The 17906-nt window shown below is 69.9% G+C and carries 15 protein-coding genes; 13 read left to right on the top strand and 2 right to left on the bottom strand.

All coding sequences use genetic code 11. The features are described 5' to 3' along the window. The first annotated feature begins 108 nt into the window (after positions 1-108). The 3 genes from EZ242_RS12450 (at position 109) to EZ242_RS12440 (ending at position 3733) form a co-directional block, all read left to right on the top strand. Positions 109-2145, top strand: coding sequence for a hybrid sensor histidine kinase/response regulator (locus tag EZ242_RS12450; protein WP_167784742.1), 2037 nt, complete (start codon positions 109-111; stop codon positions 2143-2145). A gap of 77 nt (positions 2146-2222) precedes the next feature. Then, the gene (locus tag EZ242_RS12445; RefSeq protein ID WP_135285478.1) at positions 2223-2561 is read left to right on the top strand and encodes a hypothetical protein; all 339 of its coding nucleotides are present in this window, start codon (positions 2223-2225) and stop codon (positions 2559-2561) included. Positions 2562-2599: 38 nt separating this feature from the next. Further along, positions 2600-3733 (top strand): sensor histidine kinase, encoded by a 1134-nt coding sequence (locus tag EZ242_RS12440; protein ID WP_167784741.1) that lies wholly within the window; start codon positions 2600-2602, stop codon positions 3731-3733. Here EZ242_RS12440 and EZ242_RS12435 read toward each other — a convergent pair whose 3' ends face one another. After that, positions 3734-4807: a flavodoxin family protein gene (locus tag EZ242_RS12435; RefSeq protein ID WP_135285476.1), complete on the bottom strand. Its 1074-nt coding sequence runs from the start codon at positions 4805-4807 to the stop codon at positions 3734-3736. It abuts the gene before it with no gap. 286 nt (positions 4808-5093) lie between these two features. Here EZ242_RS12435 and EZ242_RS12430 point away from each other — a divergent pair, with 286 nt between their 5' ends. From EZ242_RS12430 to EZ242_RS12420, 3 genes are all read left to right on the top strand, one after another. Beyond that, complete coding sequence (locus EZ242_RS12430; protein WP_135285475.1) at positions 5094-6257, top strand: mandelate racemase/muconate lactonizing enzyme family protein; 1164 nt, start codon at positions 5094-5096, stop codon at positions 6255-6257. A gap of 263 nt (positions 6258-6520) precedes the next feature. Next, complete coding sequence (locus EZ242_RS12425) at positions 6521-7633, top strand: endonuclease/exonuclease/phosphatase family protein (protein ID WP_135285474.1); 1113 nt, start codon at positions 6521-6523, stop codon at positions 7631-7633. Further along, positions 7621-8937 carry a DUF2254 domain-containing protein gene (locus tag EZ242_RS12420; protein WP_135285473.1) on the top strand — a complete coding sequence of 439 codons (1317 nt, stop codon included), beginning with the start codon at positions 7621-7623 and terminating at the stop codon, positions 8935-8937. Before EZ242_RS12425 ends, EZ242_RS12420 begins: the two co-directional genes overlap by 13 nt. Positions 8938-8988: 51 nt before the next feature. Here EZ242_RS12420 and EZ242_RS12415 read toward each other — a convergent pair whose 3' ends face one another. Further along, on the bottom strand, positions 8989-9891 hold the full coding sequence (locus tag EZ242_RS12415; protein WP_135285472.1) for a LysR family transcriptional regulator: 903 nt from the start codon (positions 9889-9891) through the stop codon (positions 8989-8991). A 94-nt stretch (positions 9892-9985) separates the two neighbouring features. Between EZ242_RS12415 and EZ242_RS12410 the strand changes: the two genes are divergently transcribed. From EZ242_RS12410 to EZ242_RS12380, 7 genes are all read left to right on the top strand, one after another. Next, a complete protein-coding gene (locus EZ242_RS12410; protein ID WP_135285471.1) occupies positions 9986-11056 on the top strand; it encodes a tartrate dehydrogenase in 1071 nt (356 codons plus the stop codon). A 56-nt stretch (positions 11057-11112) separates the two neighbouring features. Beyond that, the gene (locus EZ242_RS12405) at positions 11113-12066 is read left to right on the top strand and encodes a tripartite tricarboxylate transporter substrate binding protein (protein WP_135285470.1); all 954 of its coding nucleotides are present in this window, start codon (positions 11113-11115) and stop codon (positions 12064-12066) included. A gap of 211 nt (positions 12067-12277) precedes the next feature. Further along, positions 12278-13582: a capsular biosynthesis protein gene (locus tag EZ242_RS12400; protein WP_167784740.1), complete on the top strand. Its 1305-nt coding sequence runs from the start codon at positions 12278-12280 to the stop codon at positions 13580-13582. After that, on the top strand, positions 13579-14394 hold the full coding sequence (locus EZ242_RS12395) for an ABC transporter permease (RefSeq protein WP_240787066.1): 816 nt from the start codon (positions 13579-13581) through the stop codon (positions 14392-14394). The genes EZ242_RS12400 and EZ242_RS12395 overlap by 4 nt, the downstream gene beginning before the upstream one ends. Then, complete coding sequence (locus tag EZ242_RS12390) at positions 14391-15056, top strand: ABC transporter ATP-binding protein (protein WP_135285468.1); 666 nt, start codon at positions 14391-14393, stop codon at positions 15054-15056. The genes EZ242_RS12395 and EZ242_RS12390 overlap by 4 nt, the downstream gene beginning before the upstream one ends. Next, positions 15053-16162, top strand: coding sequence for a KpsE/RkpR family capsule polysaccharide export protein (locus tag EZ242_RS12385; protein WP_135285467.1), 1110 nt, complete (start codon positions 15053-15055; stop codon positions 16160-16162). Before EZ242_RS12390 ends, EZ242_RS12385 begins: the two co-directional genes overlap by 4 nt. Positions 16163-16164: 2 nt before the next feature. Continuing rightward, entirely contained in the window at positions 16165-17904 is a 1740-nt protein-coding gene (locus tag EZ242_RS12380; RefSeq protein WP_135285466.1) for a polysaccharide biosynthesis/export family protein, read from the top strand. Positions 17905-17906 lie beyond the last annotated feature (2 nt).

Genomic DNA, 17906 nt, shown 5'->3' with positions numbered 1-17906 from the left:
AGGAAGCCGAATCGCCACTGACGATGTGCATGACTGCCGACGCGTGCAGGCGCGTGGGAGCAGATACCCTGTTGCATGCTCCGCGCGTCCGTATTCCAGTCCGTCTTCATGCAGTCCCCCATCGGGGAGTACCTGCTGAGCCCCAGCGAGGACCCGGTGATCCTGGCCGTCAACGACTGCGTCCTGCGCAGCGCCGGCCGCTCGCGGGAAAGCCTGGTCGGCCAGCGCCTCTTCGCGGCCTTTCCCGGCAATCCGGACGACCCGGGCGACACGGGCGTGCCGGCGCTGCGCAGCTCGCTCGCCCGGGTGATCGCCACCGGACTCAGCGACACCCTGCCGCTGCAGCGCTATCCGATCCGCACCACGCGGCCGGACGGCAGCGAGGACTTCGAGGAACGCTACTGGCGCGCCATCAACATCCCGATCCACGACGCCGAGGGCCGGCTCGTATGCATCGCCCACCGCACGGAGGACGTCACGGACCAGGCCCGCGTCGCCGACGCGCTGCGAAGCAGCACCGACCGGCAGACTTTCCAGTTGAACCTCGCCGACGCCCTGCACGAACTCGAGTCGCCCGAGGAGATCGCCCTCACCGCCTCGGCCATGCTGGGCGAGCAGCTGGGCATCACCCGCGTGACCTACGTGGAGGTGGACGACGTGAGCAGCACCTTCGTGCAGCGGCACTGGGAACCCAGGGGCTCCGAGCCATTGTCGACGGAGCGGCGGCGTCTCGACGAGTTCGGCCCGGAGGTCATCGCCACCTTGCGCGCGGGCGTTCCCCTGGTGATCCGCGACGTGGAGCAGGACCCGCGCACCGCACCGCACAAGGCCGCCTACGCGAGCCTCGGCGTGCGGTCCAACGTGGCCATTCCCCTGATCAAGGGCGGGCATCTCGGCATGGTGCTGAGCCTGCAGCACGACCAGCCGCGGGACTGGACCGACGCGGAGATCGGCCTGGCGGTCGATGTCGCGGCGCGGACCTGGTCCGCCGCCGAGAACGCGCGCGCCCAGATGGAGCTGCGCGACGCGAGCCGGCGCAAGGACGAGTTCCTTGCCATGCTGGCCCACGAACTGCGCAACCCGCTGGCCCCGATCAGCACCGCCGCGGAACTGCTCTCGCTGCAGCCGATGGACGAAGGCCGCCTCCAGCGCACGGCCGCCATCATCACGCGTCAGGTGCGCCACATGACGGGCCTGGTGGACGACCTGCTGGACGTCTCGCGCGTGACGCGCGGACTGGTGAACCTGGAGGAGTCCCCCCAGGACATGAAGACCATCGTCGGCAACGCGGCCGAACAGGTGCGTCCGCTCATCGAGATGCAGGGCCACCAGCTCACGCTCGCCCTGGCGCCGGTGCCGGCGCACGTCCTCGGCGACGGCAAGCGCATGGTGCAGGTGCTGAGTAACCTCCTGAACAACGCCGCCAAGTACACGCCCCCGGGCGGGCACATCCAGCTGGTGACGGAGGTGGACGAGGCGAGGGTGTGCGTGCACGTCAAGGACGACGGCATCGGCATTCCGAAGGACGTGCAGCCGCGCATCTTCGAGCTGTTCGCGCAGGCCGAGCGCACGCCCGACCGCTCGCAAGGTGGCCTGGGCCTGGGGCTTGCGCTGGTCAGGAGCCTGGTCGAACTGCATGGCGGCACGGTGTCCGTGGCCAGCGACGGCCCCGGCAAGGGGAGCTGTTTCACGGTCACGCTTCCACGCCTGCCGGAACCGGCCGGCAGCGGCCAGCCGGCGAGCGGCCCGGTGCCCCGCCCGAAAGGACGAGCGCTGGACGTGCTGGTGGTGGACGACAACCGCGACGCCGCGGAGACACTGCAGCTGCTGCTGGAAAGCGCGGGCCACCGCGTGCGCATCGAGCACGACCCGTTCCGCGCCCTGGAGGCCGCCGTGGCGCAACCGCCCCAGGCCGCCATCATCGACATCGGCCTGCCGGCCATGGATGGTTACGAGCTGGTGCAGCGGCTGCGGGCCAGGCCGGACACGGCCGATGGCGTGTACATCGCCCTCACCGGCTACGGACAGGCCGCCGACCGCGCGAAGGCTCGCGACGCGGGCTTCGACGCGCACCTGGTCAAGCCGGCAACGCCGGACGACATCCTCGCGCTCCTCGAACGCTCGTCGCGCGTGGATGGCCGCTGAGGCGCGCTGCGTTGCGCCTTCGCCGCAAGGCGCAATTGCTTACAGCCGCACCGCGGCGCCGCCAGTACAAGGCGCGCATGACGTTACTGCACAGCATCATCGCCCTCGCCATCGGCGCCCTGCCCCTCGCCGCCCTGGCCGACCGCGACAAACATGAGCACGGCTGGCGCGGCCACCACGGCGCCTACAAGCAGGAGTGGTGGGACGGCCATTGCAAGGTCGAGCGCAAGTACAAGTCCAACGGCGACTACAAGGAAGAGCGCAAGTGCCGGAACCCGCAGCCGCCGGCCGTGGTGTATGTGCCGGCGCCCGTCGTGGTGCCGGCGCCCGTCTACATGGCGCCGCCGGTCATCATGCCGGCACCGGTCTTCGTCGAACCGGGGCTCGTCATCCAGGGCACGGTGCGCGTGCGCTGAGGCTGTCAGGCGCGGCCTTGCGGCTCTACACTCAGCTCGTGAGCGCCTCCCCGCCCCTGGAGACCCCCATCGCGTTACGCCGCCCCGAGCTGGCAGGCGCCGCGAGGCGCTACGGCACGGCCGCTCTCATCGTGGCGGGCGCGGCCGTTCTGCGCTGGCTCCTGCAGCCCGTCGCTGGCTCGACGCCGCCCTACATCACCTTCTACTTCGCCGTGCTTGCGGCCGCCGCGCTGGGCGGGCTGGGACCGGGCCTGGCGGCGACGGCCCTGGGCGCGGCCCTCGGCTTCACGCTGGGGCGGCTGGAGGGCTACCAGCCCGCCGAGCTGTCCGAGCCGATGCGCCTGCTGCTCTTCGTGCTCCTGGGCATCGGCGCGAGCCTGATCGCCGGTCGCATGCACCGCGCCCTGGGCGCGGCCCACGAGACCGCCGAGCGCTTTCGCGCGAGTTCCGAGGCGCTGGCCCTCGCCAACGAGCGCCTGCGCGAGACCGACCGCAACAAGAACCGCTTCATGGCCGTGCTCGCCCACGAGCTGCGCAATCCGCTGATGCCCATCCGCAATGCGCTGACCATCATGGCCCAGGGCGATCCGCAGCGGACCCAGCGCATGCTGCAGGTCATCGCGCGGCAGGTGGGCCACCTCGAGAGCCTCGTCACGGACCTGCTGGACGTGACGCGCATCGACACCGACAAGCTCACCCTGCACCGCCAGCCCATGGACTTGCGCGAGCTCGTGCGCCAGGCCGCCGACGACTATGCCCCGCTGCTGGCCGCGCGCGGACTCGCGCTATCGGCCCAGGTGCCCGATGCGCCAGTGCCCCTGCACGGCGACCCGGCCCGCCTGGCGCAGGTCCTGGGCAACCTGCTGTCCAACTCGCTCAAGTTCACGCCCCCAGGCGGTGAGGTGCGCGTGCGGCTGGAGCGGGAGGCAGGCCAGGCACTGCTGCAGGTGGAAGACACCGGCTGCGGCATTCCGGCCGAGGCGTTGCCGCATATCTTCGACGCCTTCGCGCAAGGCGAGCACGAACGCTCCGAAGGCCTGGGCCTGGGCCTCACGCTGGTCAAACGGCTGGTGGAAATGCACGGGGGCCAGGTGCAGGCCACGAGCGAGGGGCAGGGGCGGGGCAGCCGGTTCGTGCTGGTGCTTCGCCTCGAGCCTCCAGCCCCCGGCTAGTCACTTCGGCCGCGGCCGCTTCAGGTCCTTGCCGGGAGCGCTGAGGCGGCCTTCACGCAACTCGGACACCGCCTGCGCCAGGGCACGGGCGGCGTTGCGGACTTCCTCCTGCACGGCGGTGTCCTCGTCCAGCGTGGCGTGGCTGGTGGCATAAGGTTCGTAATAGCCGATGTAGCGGTCCAGCCGCGCGGCGGGCCCGGCGTCGATCAGGCCCATCCAGTCCAGCCAGTCACTCAGGACCCGGCGCGTGTTTTCGATGCCGGCCACGTCGCCGTGCACCACCACGCCATAGGCTCGCCCGGCCAGGTGCTTGGGGTAGTCCCAGCCTGCCAGTTCCAGCGCCTTGGCTTCCTTGGGCGTCTTGCCGTGCGTCGTCGTCGGGTCGGGGTTGCCGCCGTCGGCGCAGACCAGCCGGTCCATCATCAGCTTGAGCGGGCTGGAGACGGTGTACCAGTGCGTGGGTGCCACCAGCAGCACCCCGTGCGCGCCGACCCACTGCTCGTAGATCTCGCCCATCCAGTCGTTCACCTGGCTCAGTTCGTGGTTCGGGTAGCAGCTGCAGGGCCAGTGGCACAAGGGCATGGCGGTGGACACGCAGCCCTTGCAGGGATGGATGTGGCGGTCGTAGTCCGAAGCCAGCCGGCTCAGGTCCAGGAAGTCGGTTTCCAGCCCCGCGCCCGCGAGCGTCTCGCGGGCGATCTGCGCCAGCCGGAAGCTCTTGGACATCTCGCCCGGGCAGGTGCCGTCGTTGCGGGGCGAGGCGTTGATCACCAGCACGCGCGAGGGCGTTCCCGCCTGGGCCCACCGGGCCTGCGCCGCGGCGAGCCTGCGGCTGGTGTCCATCCACTGCACCGACAGCTCGTGCGCCGGATCGGCGAAGCCCGCGCCCGCTGGCTTGGTCACCGGCGACTTGCGGGCTCCGCAGTAGCCCTGCCAGGCAATCTCCTCCAGCCGGGCGATGGCCTCATCCTCACTGCGGAACGCCGGGTCGAAGAAACGCGCACGAAAGCGCTCGCGGAACTCCTCGCGTGAATGCGCCTGCGGCGCCTGGCCTTTTCGCACGTCCACATTCATGCCGGCTTTCTCCTTCAGCTGGCGTTCACTGTAAGCAGATCGGACGCGGGCAGGGCTCCATGAGTCGCCACAGCGGTGGCAAGACGTATCGTGGCCCGACGCTACGCCAGCGCGGCGGGGCACCGCCGGCCGGACGCTGAAGCCGCCAAACAGCCGAGTCACGGTGCGCGAAGCAGTCGCAGGCACAACCATGCCCTCCGTCTTGCGAACCGGCCGCCGGAGGCGAGCCTTGCGGCGGGCCGCGCCGTAACATGCGGGCCTCCTGAGCTCCCACGCCACCCGCGCCATGAAGATTCTCGAAATCCGCGAACAGACCCTGCCCATCGCGAGCCCGATCCGCAACGCCTACATCGACTTCAGCAAGATGACGCTCAGCCTCGTGGCCGTCGTCACCGACGTGATCCGCGACGGCCGGCCGGTCGTGGGCTACGGCTTCAATTCGAACGGACGCTACGGCCAGGGCAAGCTGATGCGCGAACGCTTCATTCCACGCGTGCTGGAAGCGGGCGCCGACACGCTGCTCGACGAGCGCGGCATCCTCGATCCCCACAAGGTGTGGGCGGCCATGTTCACCAACGAGAAGCCCGGGGGGCACGGCGAGCGCTCGGTCGCCATCGGCACCATCGACATGGCCGTCTGGGATGCGGTTGCCAAGATCGAAGGCAAGCCCCTGTTCCAGCTGCTGGCCGAGCGCTATGGCACGGGCCAGCCGAACCGGCGCGTCTTCGTCTATGCGGCCGGTGGCTACTACTACCCGGGCAAGGACCTGGCCAAGCTGCAGGACGAGATGCGCAGCTACATCGACCGCGGCTACTCGGTGGTCAAGATGAAGATCGGCGGCGCCTCGCTGGATGAGGACCTGCGCCGCATCGACGCGGTGCTGGAGGTGCTGCAGGACGGCCAGCGCCTGTGCGTGGACGCCAATGGCCGCTTCGACCTGGATGCCGCCATCGCCTATGCCAAGGCGCTGTCGCCCTACGACCTCTTCTGGTACGAGGAAGCCGGCGACCCGCTCGACTTCGAGTTGCAGGCCACCCTGCGCAGCTACTACCGCAACCCGATGGCCACCGGCGAGAACCTGTTTTCCATGCAGGACGCCCGCAACCTGATCCGCTACGGCGGCATGCGCCCGGACCGCGACTGGCTGCAGTTCGACTGCGCGCTCAGCTACGGGCTGGTCGAATACCTGCGCACCCTGGACATGCTCCAGGCCCACGGATGGTCGGCCAGCCGCTGCATTCCGCACGGAGGCCACCAGATGTCCCTGGCCATCGCGGCCGGGCTCGGCCTGGGCGGCAACGAGTCCTACCCGGACCTGTTCCAGCCCTTCGGCGGCTTTCCCGACGGCGTGCAGGTGCAGGACAGCCACGTGGTCCTGCCGGACCTCCCCGGCATCGGTTTCGAGGGCAAGGCCGACCTGTACCGGCAGATGAAGGCGCTGTCGGACTGAGGCGCTGTCGGGCGGAGACGCTGTCGGACGGAGTCCCGGCGGCGGCGCTGAAAGGCGCCAAGCTCCCGCGCTGCCGCGTCCGCTGCGAAGGCGCGCCGTCCTACCGCGGCAGGCATTCGGCACCTCTATGGTTCGACTCCGATCCTTGTCGCGCGCTGCGCGGCAGGGGACCCCCGCCATGCCAGGACACGCGCGCTCGGCGCCGCCAGCCGATGGGGAGCCGCGAGTCCTGGCCCGGCGCAGAGCCTGGAGGAGCGTGAACGATGTGGAACGCAGCCGCCGTCACCCTGGGCGCCTTGGTCATCGTGCTGAGCGTGCTGCCGCTGCTGCGCAGCAAGGTGTGGTGGATCCGCGTGTGGGAGTTTCCCCGCCTGCAGCTGGGCCTGCTGGGCGTGCTCGCGCTGGCGTGGCTGATCAGCCTGTCTCCCCTGGACACCCTGCCCCGCCTGATCCTGGTGTCCCTGCTCGCCCTCTGTACCGTGGCCCAGTTCGCCGCCGTGTGGCGCTACTCGCGGCTCGCGCCGGTGGAGGCGCAGACCAGCGACGGCGCCGACCCGGACCGGCGCCTGAGCCTGACCGTGAGCAACGTGCTGGAAAGCAACCGCCAGGCCGATCGCCTGCTGGCCCAGCTGCGGCAGGCGGATGCCGACATCGTGCTCTGCGTCGAGACCGACGACTGGTGGCGTGAGCAGCTGGACGCGCTGACGGCGACCCATCCCCACACGATCGCCTGCCCGATCGCCAACACCTACGGCATGCTGCTGTACTCGCGCCTGCCCCTGCACGAGCCGCGGATCGAGTTCCTCGTGCAGGACGACGTGCCCTCCTTCCACATGCTGGTGGGCCTGCGCAACGGCCAGCGCGTGCGCCTGCACTGCGTGCACCCGCGTCCGCCGGCGCCCAGCGAGGCCGAGAGCTCGGTTCCGCGCGACGCCGAACTGCTCATGGTCGCGCGCAAGATCCGCGATGAGACGCTGCCGGTGATCCTCTGCGGCGACCTGAACGACGTGGCCTGGTCCCGCACGACCCGGCAGTTCCAGAAGGTGAGCGGCCTGCTCGACCCGCGCAAGGGACGCGGCATGTTCGCGACCTTCCACGCGCGCCTGCCCGGTTTGCGCTTCCCGCTGGACCACATCTTCCACTCGCCGGAGTTCCGCCTGGTCTCGATGGGCCGCCTGGGCTACGTGGGCTCGGACCACTTCCCCATGCACGCGGTGTTCAGCCTGGAGCCCTCGGCACGCCACGTCCAGAGCGCCCCGCAGGCCGACGCGGAAGACCTGCAGGAAGCGCGCGAGACGGTGGCGCAGGGCCTGCGCGAGGAAGCCACGCCGCGGCAGCAGGAAGCCGGCGCACCGACGCCGCGATGGACACCCTGAACTTTCTTTTGTATCGCCTGCGCGAGAAGCTGTGGGTCAAGCCCCTGCTGGCCTGCCTGCTCTCCGTGGGCGGCGCTCTGGCGGCGCAGGGCGCCGACGGGATCGACCTGGGCCGCAAGCTCCCGCAGGTGTCCGCCGACACCATCGAGGAGCTGCTCAAGCTGGTCGCGGCCAGCATGCTGGTGATGGCGACGCTCGCGGTCGGCTCGATGGTGGCCGCGTATGCATCGGCCGCCGGCTCCGCCACGCCCCGCGCCTTCCCGCTGGTGGTGGCCGACGACGTGTCGCAGAACGCGCTGTCGGCATTCACCGGCGCCTTCATCTTCAACGTGGTGGCCTTCATCTTCGTGAGCAACGGGTACTACGGTCGCGTCGGGCGCTTCACCCTGTTCGTGCTGACCGTCCTGGTGCTTGCGTTCGTGCGGGTGACCTTCGTGCGCTGGGTGGACCGCATCGCGCGGCTCGGCCGGCTGGGCATGGTGGTCGGCACGGTCGAGAAGGCGACGCTGCAGGCGCTCCAGGCGCGGCGCTGCACCCCGAACCTGCGCGCACGGCCCGGCGACGCGGCCAGCCACGACGGTGCGCCGGTGTACTGCGACGCGATCGGCTACGTGCAGTACGTGGACGTCGGCAAGCTGCAGGCGTGCGCCGAGGCGCTGGACGCCCGCATCGAGGTCACCGGCCTGCCGGGCACCTTCGCGGCGCCGGGGCGGCCGGTGGCGCGCGTGGTCAGGGGGGCGGCAGGCGGGCCGCTCCCGCCGGCGCAGCAGGAGCAGGTGGCGCGCTGCTTCACCATCGGCAACGACCGCAAGTTCGACCAGGACCCCCGCTTCGGACTGATCGTGCTGTCGGAGATCGCCAGCCGCGCGCTCTCCCCGGCCGTCAACGACCCGGGCACCGCCATCCAGGTCATCGGCGCCTTCGTGCGCCTCTTCGTGGCCTGGGGGCGCCCGCTGCAGGCGGACGAGGTGCAGCCGGTGCTGCATGACCGCGTGTCCGTGCTCCCCCTGTCCCTGGAAGACATGTTCGACGACGCTTTCTCGGCCATGGAGCGCGACGGCGCTTCCGTGGTGGAGATGGGCGTGCGCCTGCAGAAGGCCTTCGTGGCGCTGGGCGCAAGCGGACACCCGCAGATGCGCACGCTGGCGCAGACGCATTCGCGCCGCGCACTGGAGCGCGCCGCACGCAGGCTCGACGCCCCCGAGGATCTGGCGGCGCTGGCGAAGGCCGCCCGGACCCTGGGACCCCAGGCCACCGCGCAAGCGACGCCGGCCCGGACGGGCCAGGCCCGCACCAGCGCCTGAGCGCGCGCCCGGCCCACCCCCTGCAGGCCATCGCGCGCTGCGCGGGCAGGCTCAGTCCCCGCGAGTGAAATGCTCCGCCAGGTGGTCCACGAAGGCGCGCACGCGCGTCGTGGACTGGTGGCGCACGGGGTAGACCGCATGGATGTCGGCGGCCGGCGCCTGCCAGTTCGGCAGCACCTGCACCAGCCGGCCGCTTCGCAGGTAGCGCCCCACGTCCCATTCGGCGCGCAGCACGATGCCCAGCCCCGCCAGCGCCCACTGGACGGCGACCTCGCCGTCATTGGTGCTCAGGCTGCCGTGGACCTTGACGGCCTCCACCCGCTTGCCCGCGCGCAGGCGCAGCAGACCATAGGCCTGGTCGCCCTGGCGGATGGCGATCAGGCTGTGGGCCGCCAGCTCGCGCGGGCTGCGCGGCTCCCCCTGGCGCTGCAGGTAGGCCGGTGAGGCGCACAGCAGGCGCCGGTTGGGCGCCAGCATGCGTGCCACCACGCGGGCGTCCGGCGGTTCGCCGAAGCGCACGCAGACGTCGAAGGCGTCCTCGGACAGGGCGGGAGGGTTCACCGACAGCTGCAGCTGCACCTCCAGCTGGGGGTGCCGGCGCGCGAAGGCGGCGATGGCCGGCGCCACGTGCATGCGCCCGAAGCCCAGCGTGGCATTGACCCGCAGCAGCCCACCCAGCGCAGCGCGCCCGCCCTGCAACTCGCGCTCCAGGGCATCGATCTCGCCCAGGATTCGGCGCGACTGCGCCAGGTAGGTCTCCCCCTCCGGCGTCAGCACCAGGCGCCGGGTGGTGCGGTGCGCCAGGGACACGCCCAGCCGCGCCTCCAGGGCGGCGAGCCGCTTGCTCACGGCCGAAGGGCTGACCTGCAGGTCGCGGCCGGCGGCCGAGAGGCTGCCGCAGCGCACCAGCACGCTGAAGAACTGCATGTCCTGGGACGCGGTGGAGGACGGCATGGATTCGTGAGCCTGGAGTCAACAATGGCTTGAATTCTGATGCGTCTTTTCCTCGCCGGCGCCCCTAAAGTGCACCGCAGAAGGACACACCACGATGAAGACCTACAAGATCGCCTGCATTCCCGGCGACGGCATCGGCAAGGAAGTCGTGCCGGCGGGGCAGGAAGTGCTGCAGGCGCTCGCCGCGAGCCAGGAGCGCTTCCGCTTCGAGTTCACCAGCTTCGGCTGGGGCGGGGACTTCTACCGCGAGCACGGCGTGATGATGCCGGCCGACGGCCTGGACGCGCTGCGCGGGATGGACGCCATCCTGTTCGGCTCGGCGGGCGACCCGCACATTCCCGACCACGTCACGCTCTGGGGCCTGCGGCTGAAGATCTGCCAGGGCTTCGACCAGTACGCGAACGTGCGCCCCACGCGAATCCTGCCGGGCATCGACGCGCCGCTCAAGCGCTGCGCGCCGGCCGACCTGGACTGGGTCATCGTGCGCGAGAACTCCGAGGGCGAGTACGCGGGCGTGGGCGGCCGCGCCCACCAGGGCCACCCGATCGAGGTCGCCACCGACGTGAGCGTGATGACGCGTGCCGGGGTGGAGCGCATCATGCGCTTCGGGTTCCGGCTGGCGCAGTCGCGCCCGCGCAAGCTGCTCACCGTGGTGACCAAGTCCAACGCGCAGCGCCACGCCATGGTGATGTGGGACGAGATCGCCCTGGCCGTGAGCCGCGAGTTCCCCGACGTGCGCTGGGAAAAGGAACTGGTGGACGCCTGCGCCGCCCGGATGGTGACCCGGCCGGCTTCGCTGGACACGCTGGTGGCAACCAACCTGCACGCCGACATCCTGAGCGACCTGGCGGCCGCCCTCTCGGGCAGCCTGGGCATCGCGCCCACGGGGAACATCGATCCCGAGCGGCGCTACCCCAGCATGTTCGAACCGATCCACGGCTCGGCCTTCGACATCATGGGCCGGGGCCTGGCCAACCCGATCGGCACCTTCTGGAGCTGCGTGATGCTGCTCGAACACCTTGGCGAGACCGACGCCGCGGCGCGCCTGATGGCGGCGCTGGAAGCCGTGACCGCCGATCCTGCGCTGCACACGGGCGACCTCGGTGGGAAGGCCCGCACCGCCGACGTCACGGCAGGGGTTTGCCACCAATTGCTCCAGCGCTGATTTCCTGCGACAAAGCGCAGCGCCAGCCACTATCACCAACGACAGGAGACGCACCGATGAAACGAGTCCTCAGCACGCTGGCCCTTGCGCTGGCAGCACCGCTCACCATGGCGCAAACCGCCACGTGCCCGGACAAGAACGTGCAGTACTGGCAGGCCTTCCCGCCGGGCGGCGAATCGGACCTGTCCGCGCGCCACCAGCAGGCGGTGATGAAGAAGAAGTGCCCGGCCATCGAAACCGTGGTCCAGTACAAGGCGGGTGCCGGCGGCGCGCTGATGTGGTCGCAGATGAACCAGCTGCCGGGCGACGGCGTGAACGTGGTGGGGGTCAACCTGCCGCACATCGTGTTCCAGCCGATCCAGGGCGACGTGCAGTACAAGACGCAGGACGTCACCCCGGTGTTCTGGTTCCACTTCACCCCGGACATCCTGGTCGTGCACGGCGAAAGCCCCATCAAGACTTTCCAGGACTTCGTCGCCGCCGCCAAGGCCACCCCCGACAAGATTTCCCTGGGCGGCTCCGGCCAGCTCTCGGCCAACCACGCGGCGCACGAGCGGCTGAACAAGGCCTTCGGGATCAAGACCGTCTATGTGCCGTTCAAGGGAACGGGCGACATGGCCACCTCGGTGATCGGCGGCCAGGTGAACGGAGCCATGACCTACGTTCCCTTCGCCATCGCCAACAAGTCGCGCGTGCGCCCGCTGGCCGTGGCCATGGAGCAGCGCCACCCCCTGCTGCCGGACGTGCCCACCTTCAAGGAGCTGGGCGTCAACTGGGTTGACGGCGCCTACCGCGGCATCGGCGTGCCCAAGTCCACGCCGCCAGAGGCGCGCAAGCGCCTGTCGGACCTGTGGCGGGCCATGAACGAGGACCCGGAGATGAAGGCGCTGGCCGCCAAGAGCGGCTTCGAGCTGGTGAACGTCGGTGTCGAGGAAATGGACAGCTTCATGGCCGACAAGGTGAAGCTCTATACCGAAGGCGCGAGCCTGATCGGGCTGGGCAAGAAGTAAGGCGCCTGCGCAACGGGCTGTCCCTCGCGCAGCCCACTGCTCAACGAAAGGCAGAGACGACTAACTGATTCATATACCAAGCGGTACACCCAGCATGGTTTGATTTAGCTCCTCGACAAGAGAACCTTCGTGTAATAGCATGCACGGGGTCGGCGGGGGCATTCAGGTGTACAGCGAAGTAGGCGTGTTCGGCAGGGCAGCGCGCGGGGTCGTGAACGACTCCGCGGCTGATGCCTTCCTGGCCGATCTTTCGCCGCAGTGCGTGGGCGCCAACCCTGCCCTGCTGCGCCTCATGCAGGCGCGCCGTGTCCTTTTGCTGCAGGGGCCCGTCGGCCCCTTTTTCGACCGCCTGGCCGACTGGTTGAAGCAGCGCGGCACGGACGTCGCGCGCGTGGCCTTCAACGGCGGCGACCTGCGCGACTGCCGCAGCGTCCAGCCGGTGGTGTTCGACAAGGGACCCGCACAGTGGCCGCACTTCCTGGAGCAGCTGCTGCACCTCTGGGAGCCCGACACCATCGTGCTCTTCGGCCAGTGCCGCAGCCATCACCGCGTGGCACGCGAGCTCGCCGGCCGCCGCAGGCTCGCCTTGATCGTGACGGAGGAAGGCTATTTCCGCCCCGGGCACCTGACCATGGAGCTTGACGGCGTCAACGGCCTTTCCACGACGCTCAATCGTTTTTTCTGGGATCCCGCCGCGGTCCCTTCGGTCAGCCTGCCACCCGCGGGCCGCGAGACGTGGCTTTGGCAGAAGATGGCCCTGCATGCCTGCGCGCACTACCTCGCCCTGTGGCGCGGCCGCAAGGCTTTCCCCGACTACGAGCACCACCGCGAGACCTCCGTACTGAACTACAGCAGCTACTGGATCGGTTCGCTGGCGAAGAAGTACCTGCGTGCGCTCCCGGATCACCTGACCACCTCGAACCTGAGCGCCAGCTCCTACTTCTTCGTTCCGCTGCAGCTGGAAAGCGACTCGCAGATCACGCAGCACAGTCGTTTTCCGGGCATTGCCGACTTCGTGGTTGAAGTCATGCACTCCTTCGCAAGGCATGCGTCCGATCACATGCAGCTTGTATTCAAGCAGCACCCCCACTCGCGCGGCGGTCCGGGCCATGCGGCGCTGATCCGCGCCACGGCGCGCGAGCTGAGGATCGCCGGGCGCGTGGTGCACCTCGTGGAGGGCCACACACCCACGCTGGTGGAGAACGCGCTGGGCGTGGTCGTGATCAACAGCACGGTGGGCCTGCAGGCGCTGGCACGCAGGCGTCCGCTCAAGGTCATGGGCGAGGCGCTGTACAACCAGCCCGGCCTCACCTTCCAGGGCGACCTGGACTCCTTCTGGTTCGAGCGCCCCGCGCCGCGGGCCCGGATCGTCGCCGGCTTCCTCGAACAGTTGCGCAACCTCACCCAGGTGCCCTGCCACGTCTACGGGCTGCGCGATACGCCCCTGCCCTGGCCCGTGGAGCCCTCGCGGCGGCGGCGCGGCACCGCGGCAGCGGTCCCGAAGGACCCGCGGTGAGCGCTACCCCCTCCCTCCCGGCGCCGCGCGCGCCGGGCCGCTCGCCCTGGCGCATCACCTGGCAGGTCTGGAACGCCCTGCTGCTGCGCGAAGCGCTCGCCCGCATGTTCGGCAAGCGCGCCGCGCTCGTATGGCTGGTGCTGGAGCCGGCGGCGCACATCGCCTTCATGGTGTTCGTGATGTCGGTGCTGCGGCTGCGACACATCGGCGGCATCGACACCGCCCTGTGGCTGATGACGGGCATGCTGGCCTTCTTCCTGTTCCGCCGGGTGGCCTCGCAGGGCGCCGCCGCCATCGACGCGAACATGGCGCTGTTCACCTACCGCCAGGTCAAGCCGGTGGACACCGTGATCGTGCGCTGCGTGCTGGAGGCGCTGCTCATGGCCATCATCGCGGCGGCCATGCTGGGCATCGCCGCCCTCCTGGGCGTGCCCATGCAGCTGGCGTCGCCGCTGATCGTGATCGGCGCCGTCGCGGGCCTGTGGCTGCTGGGCCTGGGCTATGCGCTGTGCGTCTCGGTGGCCAACCAGCTCGCGCCGGAGGTGGGCAACATCATCGGCCTGCTGCTGGTGCCGCTGTACCTGCTGTCCGGCGTGATCTTCCCCATCGCGGCCATTCCCTACCCCTGGCGCGAATGGATCCTCTACAACCCCGTCGCCCATGGCGTAGAGGCCGTGCGCGTGGGGCTGTCCGACTACTACCACGCAGCGCGCGAGACCGACCTGGCCTATCTCTATGGCTTCGCGCTCGTGCTGATCTTCCTGGGCCTGGCCCTTCAGGTGCGCCACCGGCGCAGGCTGGTGGCGCAGTGATCGAGGTCATCGACGTGCACAAGCGCTACCAGACCGACCACGGGCCCGGTCCCTGGGTGCTGCGCGGCGTGAGCCTGCGCATTCCGCCCCACACCAACGTGGGCCTGATCGGCCACAACGGCGCCGGCAAGTCCACCCTGCTGCGCCTCATGGGCGGCGTGGACGAGCCCACGCGCGGGCAGGTGCGGCGCAACTGCCGCGTGTCCTGGCCCATGGGCTTCGGCGGCGGCCTGCAAGGCACCCTCACGGGGCGGCAGAACGCCAAGTTCGTCTGCCGGGTCCACGGACACGAGAACGACATCGCCGACCGGCTGGCCTACATCCAGGACTTCGCGCAGATAGGCGCGGCCTTCGACGAGCCGGTCAAGACCTATTCCAGCGGCATGAAGGCGCGCCTGCAGTTCGCGCTCTCGCTGGCCTTCGACTTCGACATCTACATCTCCGACGAGGTGACCTCCACCGGGGACGCGGCCTTCCAGAAAAAGGCAGCCGCGGCCTTCAAGGCACTGGTCCACCGCGCCGGCCTCATCATGGTTTCCCACAGCGACGCCACCCTGCGGCAGTTCTGCAGCGCGGGCATCTTCCTGCACCAGGGCCAGGCCCACTGGTTCGACAACATCGACGACGCGCTGGCCGCGTACAAGCAGGGCGTGCCCGCATGACGGCCCGCAGCGTCTTCCGGTCATTCGTGCGCCGCGCGCCCCTGTGGGGCCTGGTGGCACTCGCCATCGCGGTGCTCGCCACCTTCTGGCTCTTCATCGCGGCCGACCGCTACGTCTCCGAAGCCCGCGTGGTGCTCCAGCGCTCGGACCTCTCGCAGGGCCAGACGGTGGACTTCGCCAACCTCATCGCCGGCGGCGGCGGCGGCAACCGCGCCGACCAGCTCTGGCTGCGCGACCACCTGCTTTCCACCGAAATGCTGCGCCAGGCCGATGCGGCCCTCAAGCTGCGGGCGCACTACAGCGAAGGCGGCGACTGGTGGACGCGCCTGTCCTCGGCCGACGAACCCATCGAGCTGTTCAAGGAGTACTTCCACCAGCGCGTCGCCATCGAGCTGGACGAGTTCGCCGGCGTGCTCTCCATCGAGGTGCAGGCCTACACCCCGGAGATGGCGCAGGCCCTCGCCGCCTTCCTGCTGCAGCAGGGCGAGGCCGCCATGAACCGCATGGGCCACAGCCTGGCGCAGGAGCAGGTGCGCTTCCTGGAGCAGCAGGTCGGGGCGCACAGCCAGCGCGTGCAGGCCACGCGGCTGGCGGTGCTGGAGTTCCAGAACAAGAAGGGACTGGTGTCGCCGCTGGCCACCACCGAGAACCTGGCCGCCGTGGTCTCGCGCCTGGAGGCCCAGCTCTCGGAGCTGCAGACCCGCCGCCGCGCGCTCCTGGGCTACCTGCAGGCCAGCGCGCCCAACGTGGTGGAACTGGACCTGCAGATCGCCGCCACCGAGAACCAGATGCGGCAGGAACGCGGCCGCCTCGCGGCTCCCGGGGGGCGCACCCTCAACGCCACGGTGGAGGAATTCCAGCGCCTGCAGCTGGAGGCCGAGTTCGCGCAGGAGGTCTACAAGACCGCGCTCGTGGCCCTGGAACGCGGCCGCGTGGAGGCCACGCGCACGCTCAAGAAGCTCACCGTGCTGCAGGCGCCCTCGGTGCCCGAGTACCCGATGCGCCCCCGCCGCTACTACAACACGCTGGTGTATTCGCTCCTGGTCCTGATGCTGGCCGGGGTCGCGCACCTGCTGCTCGCCATCGTGCGTGACCACCAGGACTGATCATGCGCATCGTCACCTCCCTCTCCGTTCTTGCCCTTGCCGGCAGCGTGTCGCTGCAGGCGGTGGCGCAGGTGGTGCCGACCACCGGCGCGGCACGCTCCACGGCACCCGCTGCCGCGGCTGCGCCGACTGCGTTGCCCGCGACCGCCCTTCCCGGCCTGCGTGGCGCCGTGCCTGCGGCGCCCGCGCCCGAGCCGGTCGCGCGCATCGCGCCGGTCACCTCCCAAGCACCCGCCACCACCACCGACGTCTTCGGCGCGCAGCTCTTCACCGGCGCCTTCGCGCGCGAAGGCGCGACCCAGTTCAACCCGGACTACCTCGTCGCCACCGGCGACACGCTGCAGGTGCGCCTGTGGGGTGCCTTCGACTTCGATGCGCAGCTCGTGGTGGACCCGCAGGGCAACGTCTTCCTGCCGCACGTGGGCCCGGTGCCCGTGCGCGGCGTGCGCAACCAGGAGCTGCAGGCGGCGATGGACACGGCGGTGCGCCGCGTCTTCCGCGCCAACGTGAGCAGCTATGCCAGCCTGGCCGCGGCGCAGCCGGTGCGCGTCTTCGTCAGCGGCTTCGTCGCGCGGCCGGGCCTGTACAGCGGCACCAGCATGGACAGCCTGCTGCACTACCTGGACCAGGCCGGCGGCATCGACCCGGACCGCGGCAGCTTCCTCGACGTGCAGGTGCAGCGCAACGGCCAGCAGCGCGCCGCCGTCAACCTGTACGAGTTCCTCCTCCAAGGCCGCATGCCTGCGCTGCAACTGGCCAGCGGCGACGTCATCTTCGTGCCGCCGCGCCAGAACACGGTGAGGGTCGGCGGCCTGGCCATGAACGCGAAGCGCTTCGAATTCAGCGGCGACTCGCGCAGCGTGGCGGACCTCATGCAGCTGGCCAAGCCGCAGCCTTCGGCCACGCACGTGCGCGTGGTGCGCAATACCGGCACGGTGCGCAACACCGAGTACTACGCCCTGCAGCAGGCCGCCAGCGTGGTGGTGCAGGACGGCGACGAGATCGAATTCACCGCCGACAAGAAGCCCGGAACGATCACCGTGCGCGTGGAAGGCGAGCACCAGAGCCCGCAGGAATACGTGCTGCCCTATGGCAGCCGCCTGGGCGAACTGCTGGACCGCATCGAGCCCAACCCGCGCTCGGACGTGGCGAACCTGCAGCTGTATCGCCAGAGCGTCAGGCAGCGGCAGAAGGAAATGCTCACCACCAGCCTGCGCAGCCTGGAAACCGCCCTCCTCACCGCCCGCAGCGGCAGCAGCGACGAAGCGCGCCTGCGCAAGGAGGAAGCCGACCTCACCCTGGCCTGGGTGGACCGCGCCAAACAGGTCGAACCCCTGGGCCAGGTGCTGATCGCGCAGACGCAGGACAAGTCCAGCATGCTGCTGGAAAACGGCGACGTGCTGCGCATCCCCACCAAGGACGACCTGGTGCTGGTGGGCGGCGAAGTCCTCTTTCCCAACGCCGTCGCCTTCCAGAGCGGCCTGAGCCTGAACGACTACATCCAGCGCGCCGGCGGCTTCACGCAGAACGCGGACAACGCGCGCGTCGTCGTGGCCCGGCGGGATGGCAGCTTCGAGCAGGTGGACACCGGCAAGCTGCTGTCCTTCACGCCCCGTCTGCAGGCCGGCGACCAGGTGCTGGTGCTGCCGAAGGTGGACGAGAAGAACCGGCAGTTCTGGAAGGACATGACGCAAATCATCTACCAGATCGCGGTGAGCGCGAAGGTGGTTTTGGGACTTTGACG

Origin of the sequence: Ramlibacter rhizophilus (genome assembly GCF_004681965.1) — a bacterium.
Taxonomy (GTDB): Bacteria; Pseudomonadota; Gammaproteobacteria; order Burkholderiales; family Burkholderiaceae_C; genus Ramlibacter; species Ramlibacter rhizophilus.
Note: the sequence above shows the minus strand (reverse complement) of the source record. Positions and strands in the feature narration are given on the sequence as shown.

Bases quoted from the DNA above. Each gene is read 5' to 3' on its own strand.
- EZ242_RS12450 (WP_167784742.1), top strand. From the start codon at position 109: ATGCAGTCCCCCATCGGGGAGTACCTGCTGAGCCCCAGCGAGGACCCG.
- EZ242_RS12445 (WP_135285478.1), top strand. From the start codon at position 2,223: ATGACGTTACTGCACAGCATCATCGCCCTCGCCATCGGCGCCCTGCCC.
- EZ242_RS12435 (WP_135285476.1), bottom strand. From the start codon at position 4,807: ATGAATGTGGACGTGCGAAAAGGCCAGGCGCCGCAGGCGCATTCACGC.
- EZ242_RS12430 (WP_135285475.1), top strand. From the start codon at position 5,094: ATGAAGATTCTCGAAATCCGCGAACAGACCCTGCCCATCGCGAGCCCG.
- EZ242_RS12425 (WP_135285474.1), top strand. From the start codon at position 6,521: ATGTGGAACGCAGCCGCCGTCACCCTGGGCGCCTTGGTCATCGTGCTG.
- EZ242_RS12420 (WP_135285473.1), top strand. From the start codon at position 7,621: ATGGACACCCTGAACTTTCTTTTGTATCGCCTGCGCGAGAAGCTGTGG.
- EZ242_RS12415 (WP_135285472.1), bottom strand. From the start codon at position 9,891: ATGCCGTCCTCCACCGCGTCCCAGGACATGCAGTTCTTCAGCGTGCTG.
- EZ242_RS12410 (WP_135285471.1), top strand. From the start codon at position 9,986: ATGAAGACCTACAAGATCGCCTGCATTCCCGGCGACGGCATCGGCAAG.
- EZ242_RS12405 (WP_135285470.1), top strand. From the start codon at position 11,113: ATGAAACGAGTCCTCAGCACGCTGGCCCTTGCGCTGGCAGCACCGCTC.
- EZ242_RS12385 (WP_135285467.1), top strand. From the start codon at position 15,053: ATGACGGCCCGCAGCGTCTTCCGGTCATTCGTGCGCCGCGCGCCCCTG.
- EZ242_RS12380 (WP_135285466.1), top strand. From the start codon at position 16,165: ATGCGCATCGTCACCTCCCTCTCCGTTCTTGCCCTTGCCGGCAGCGTG.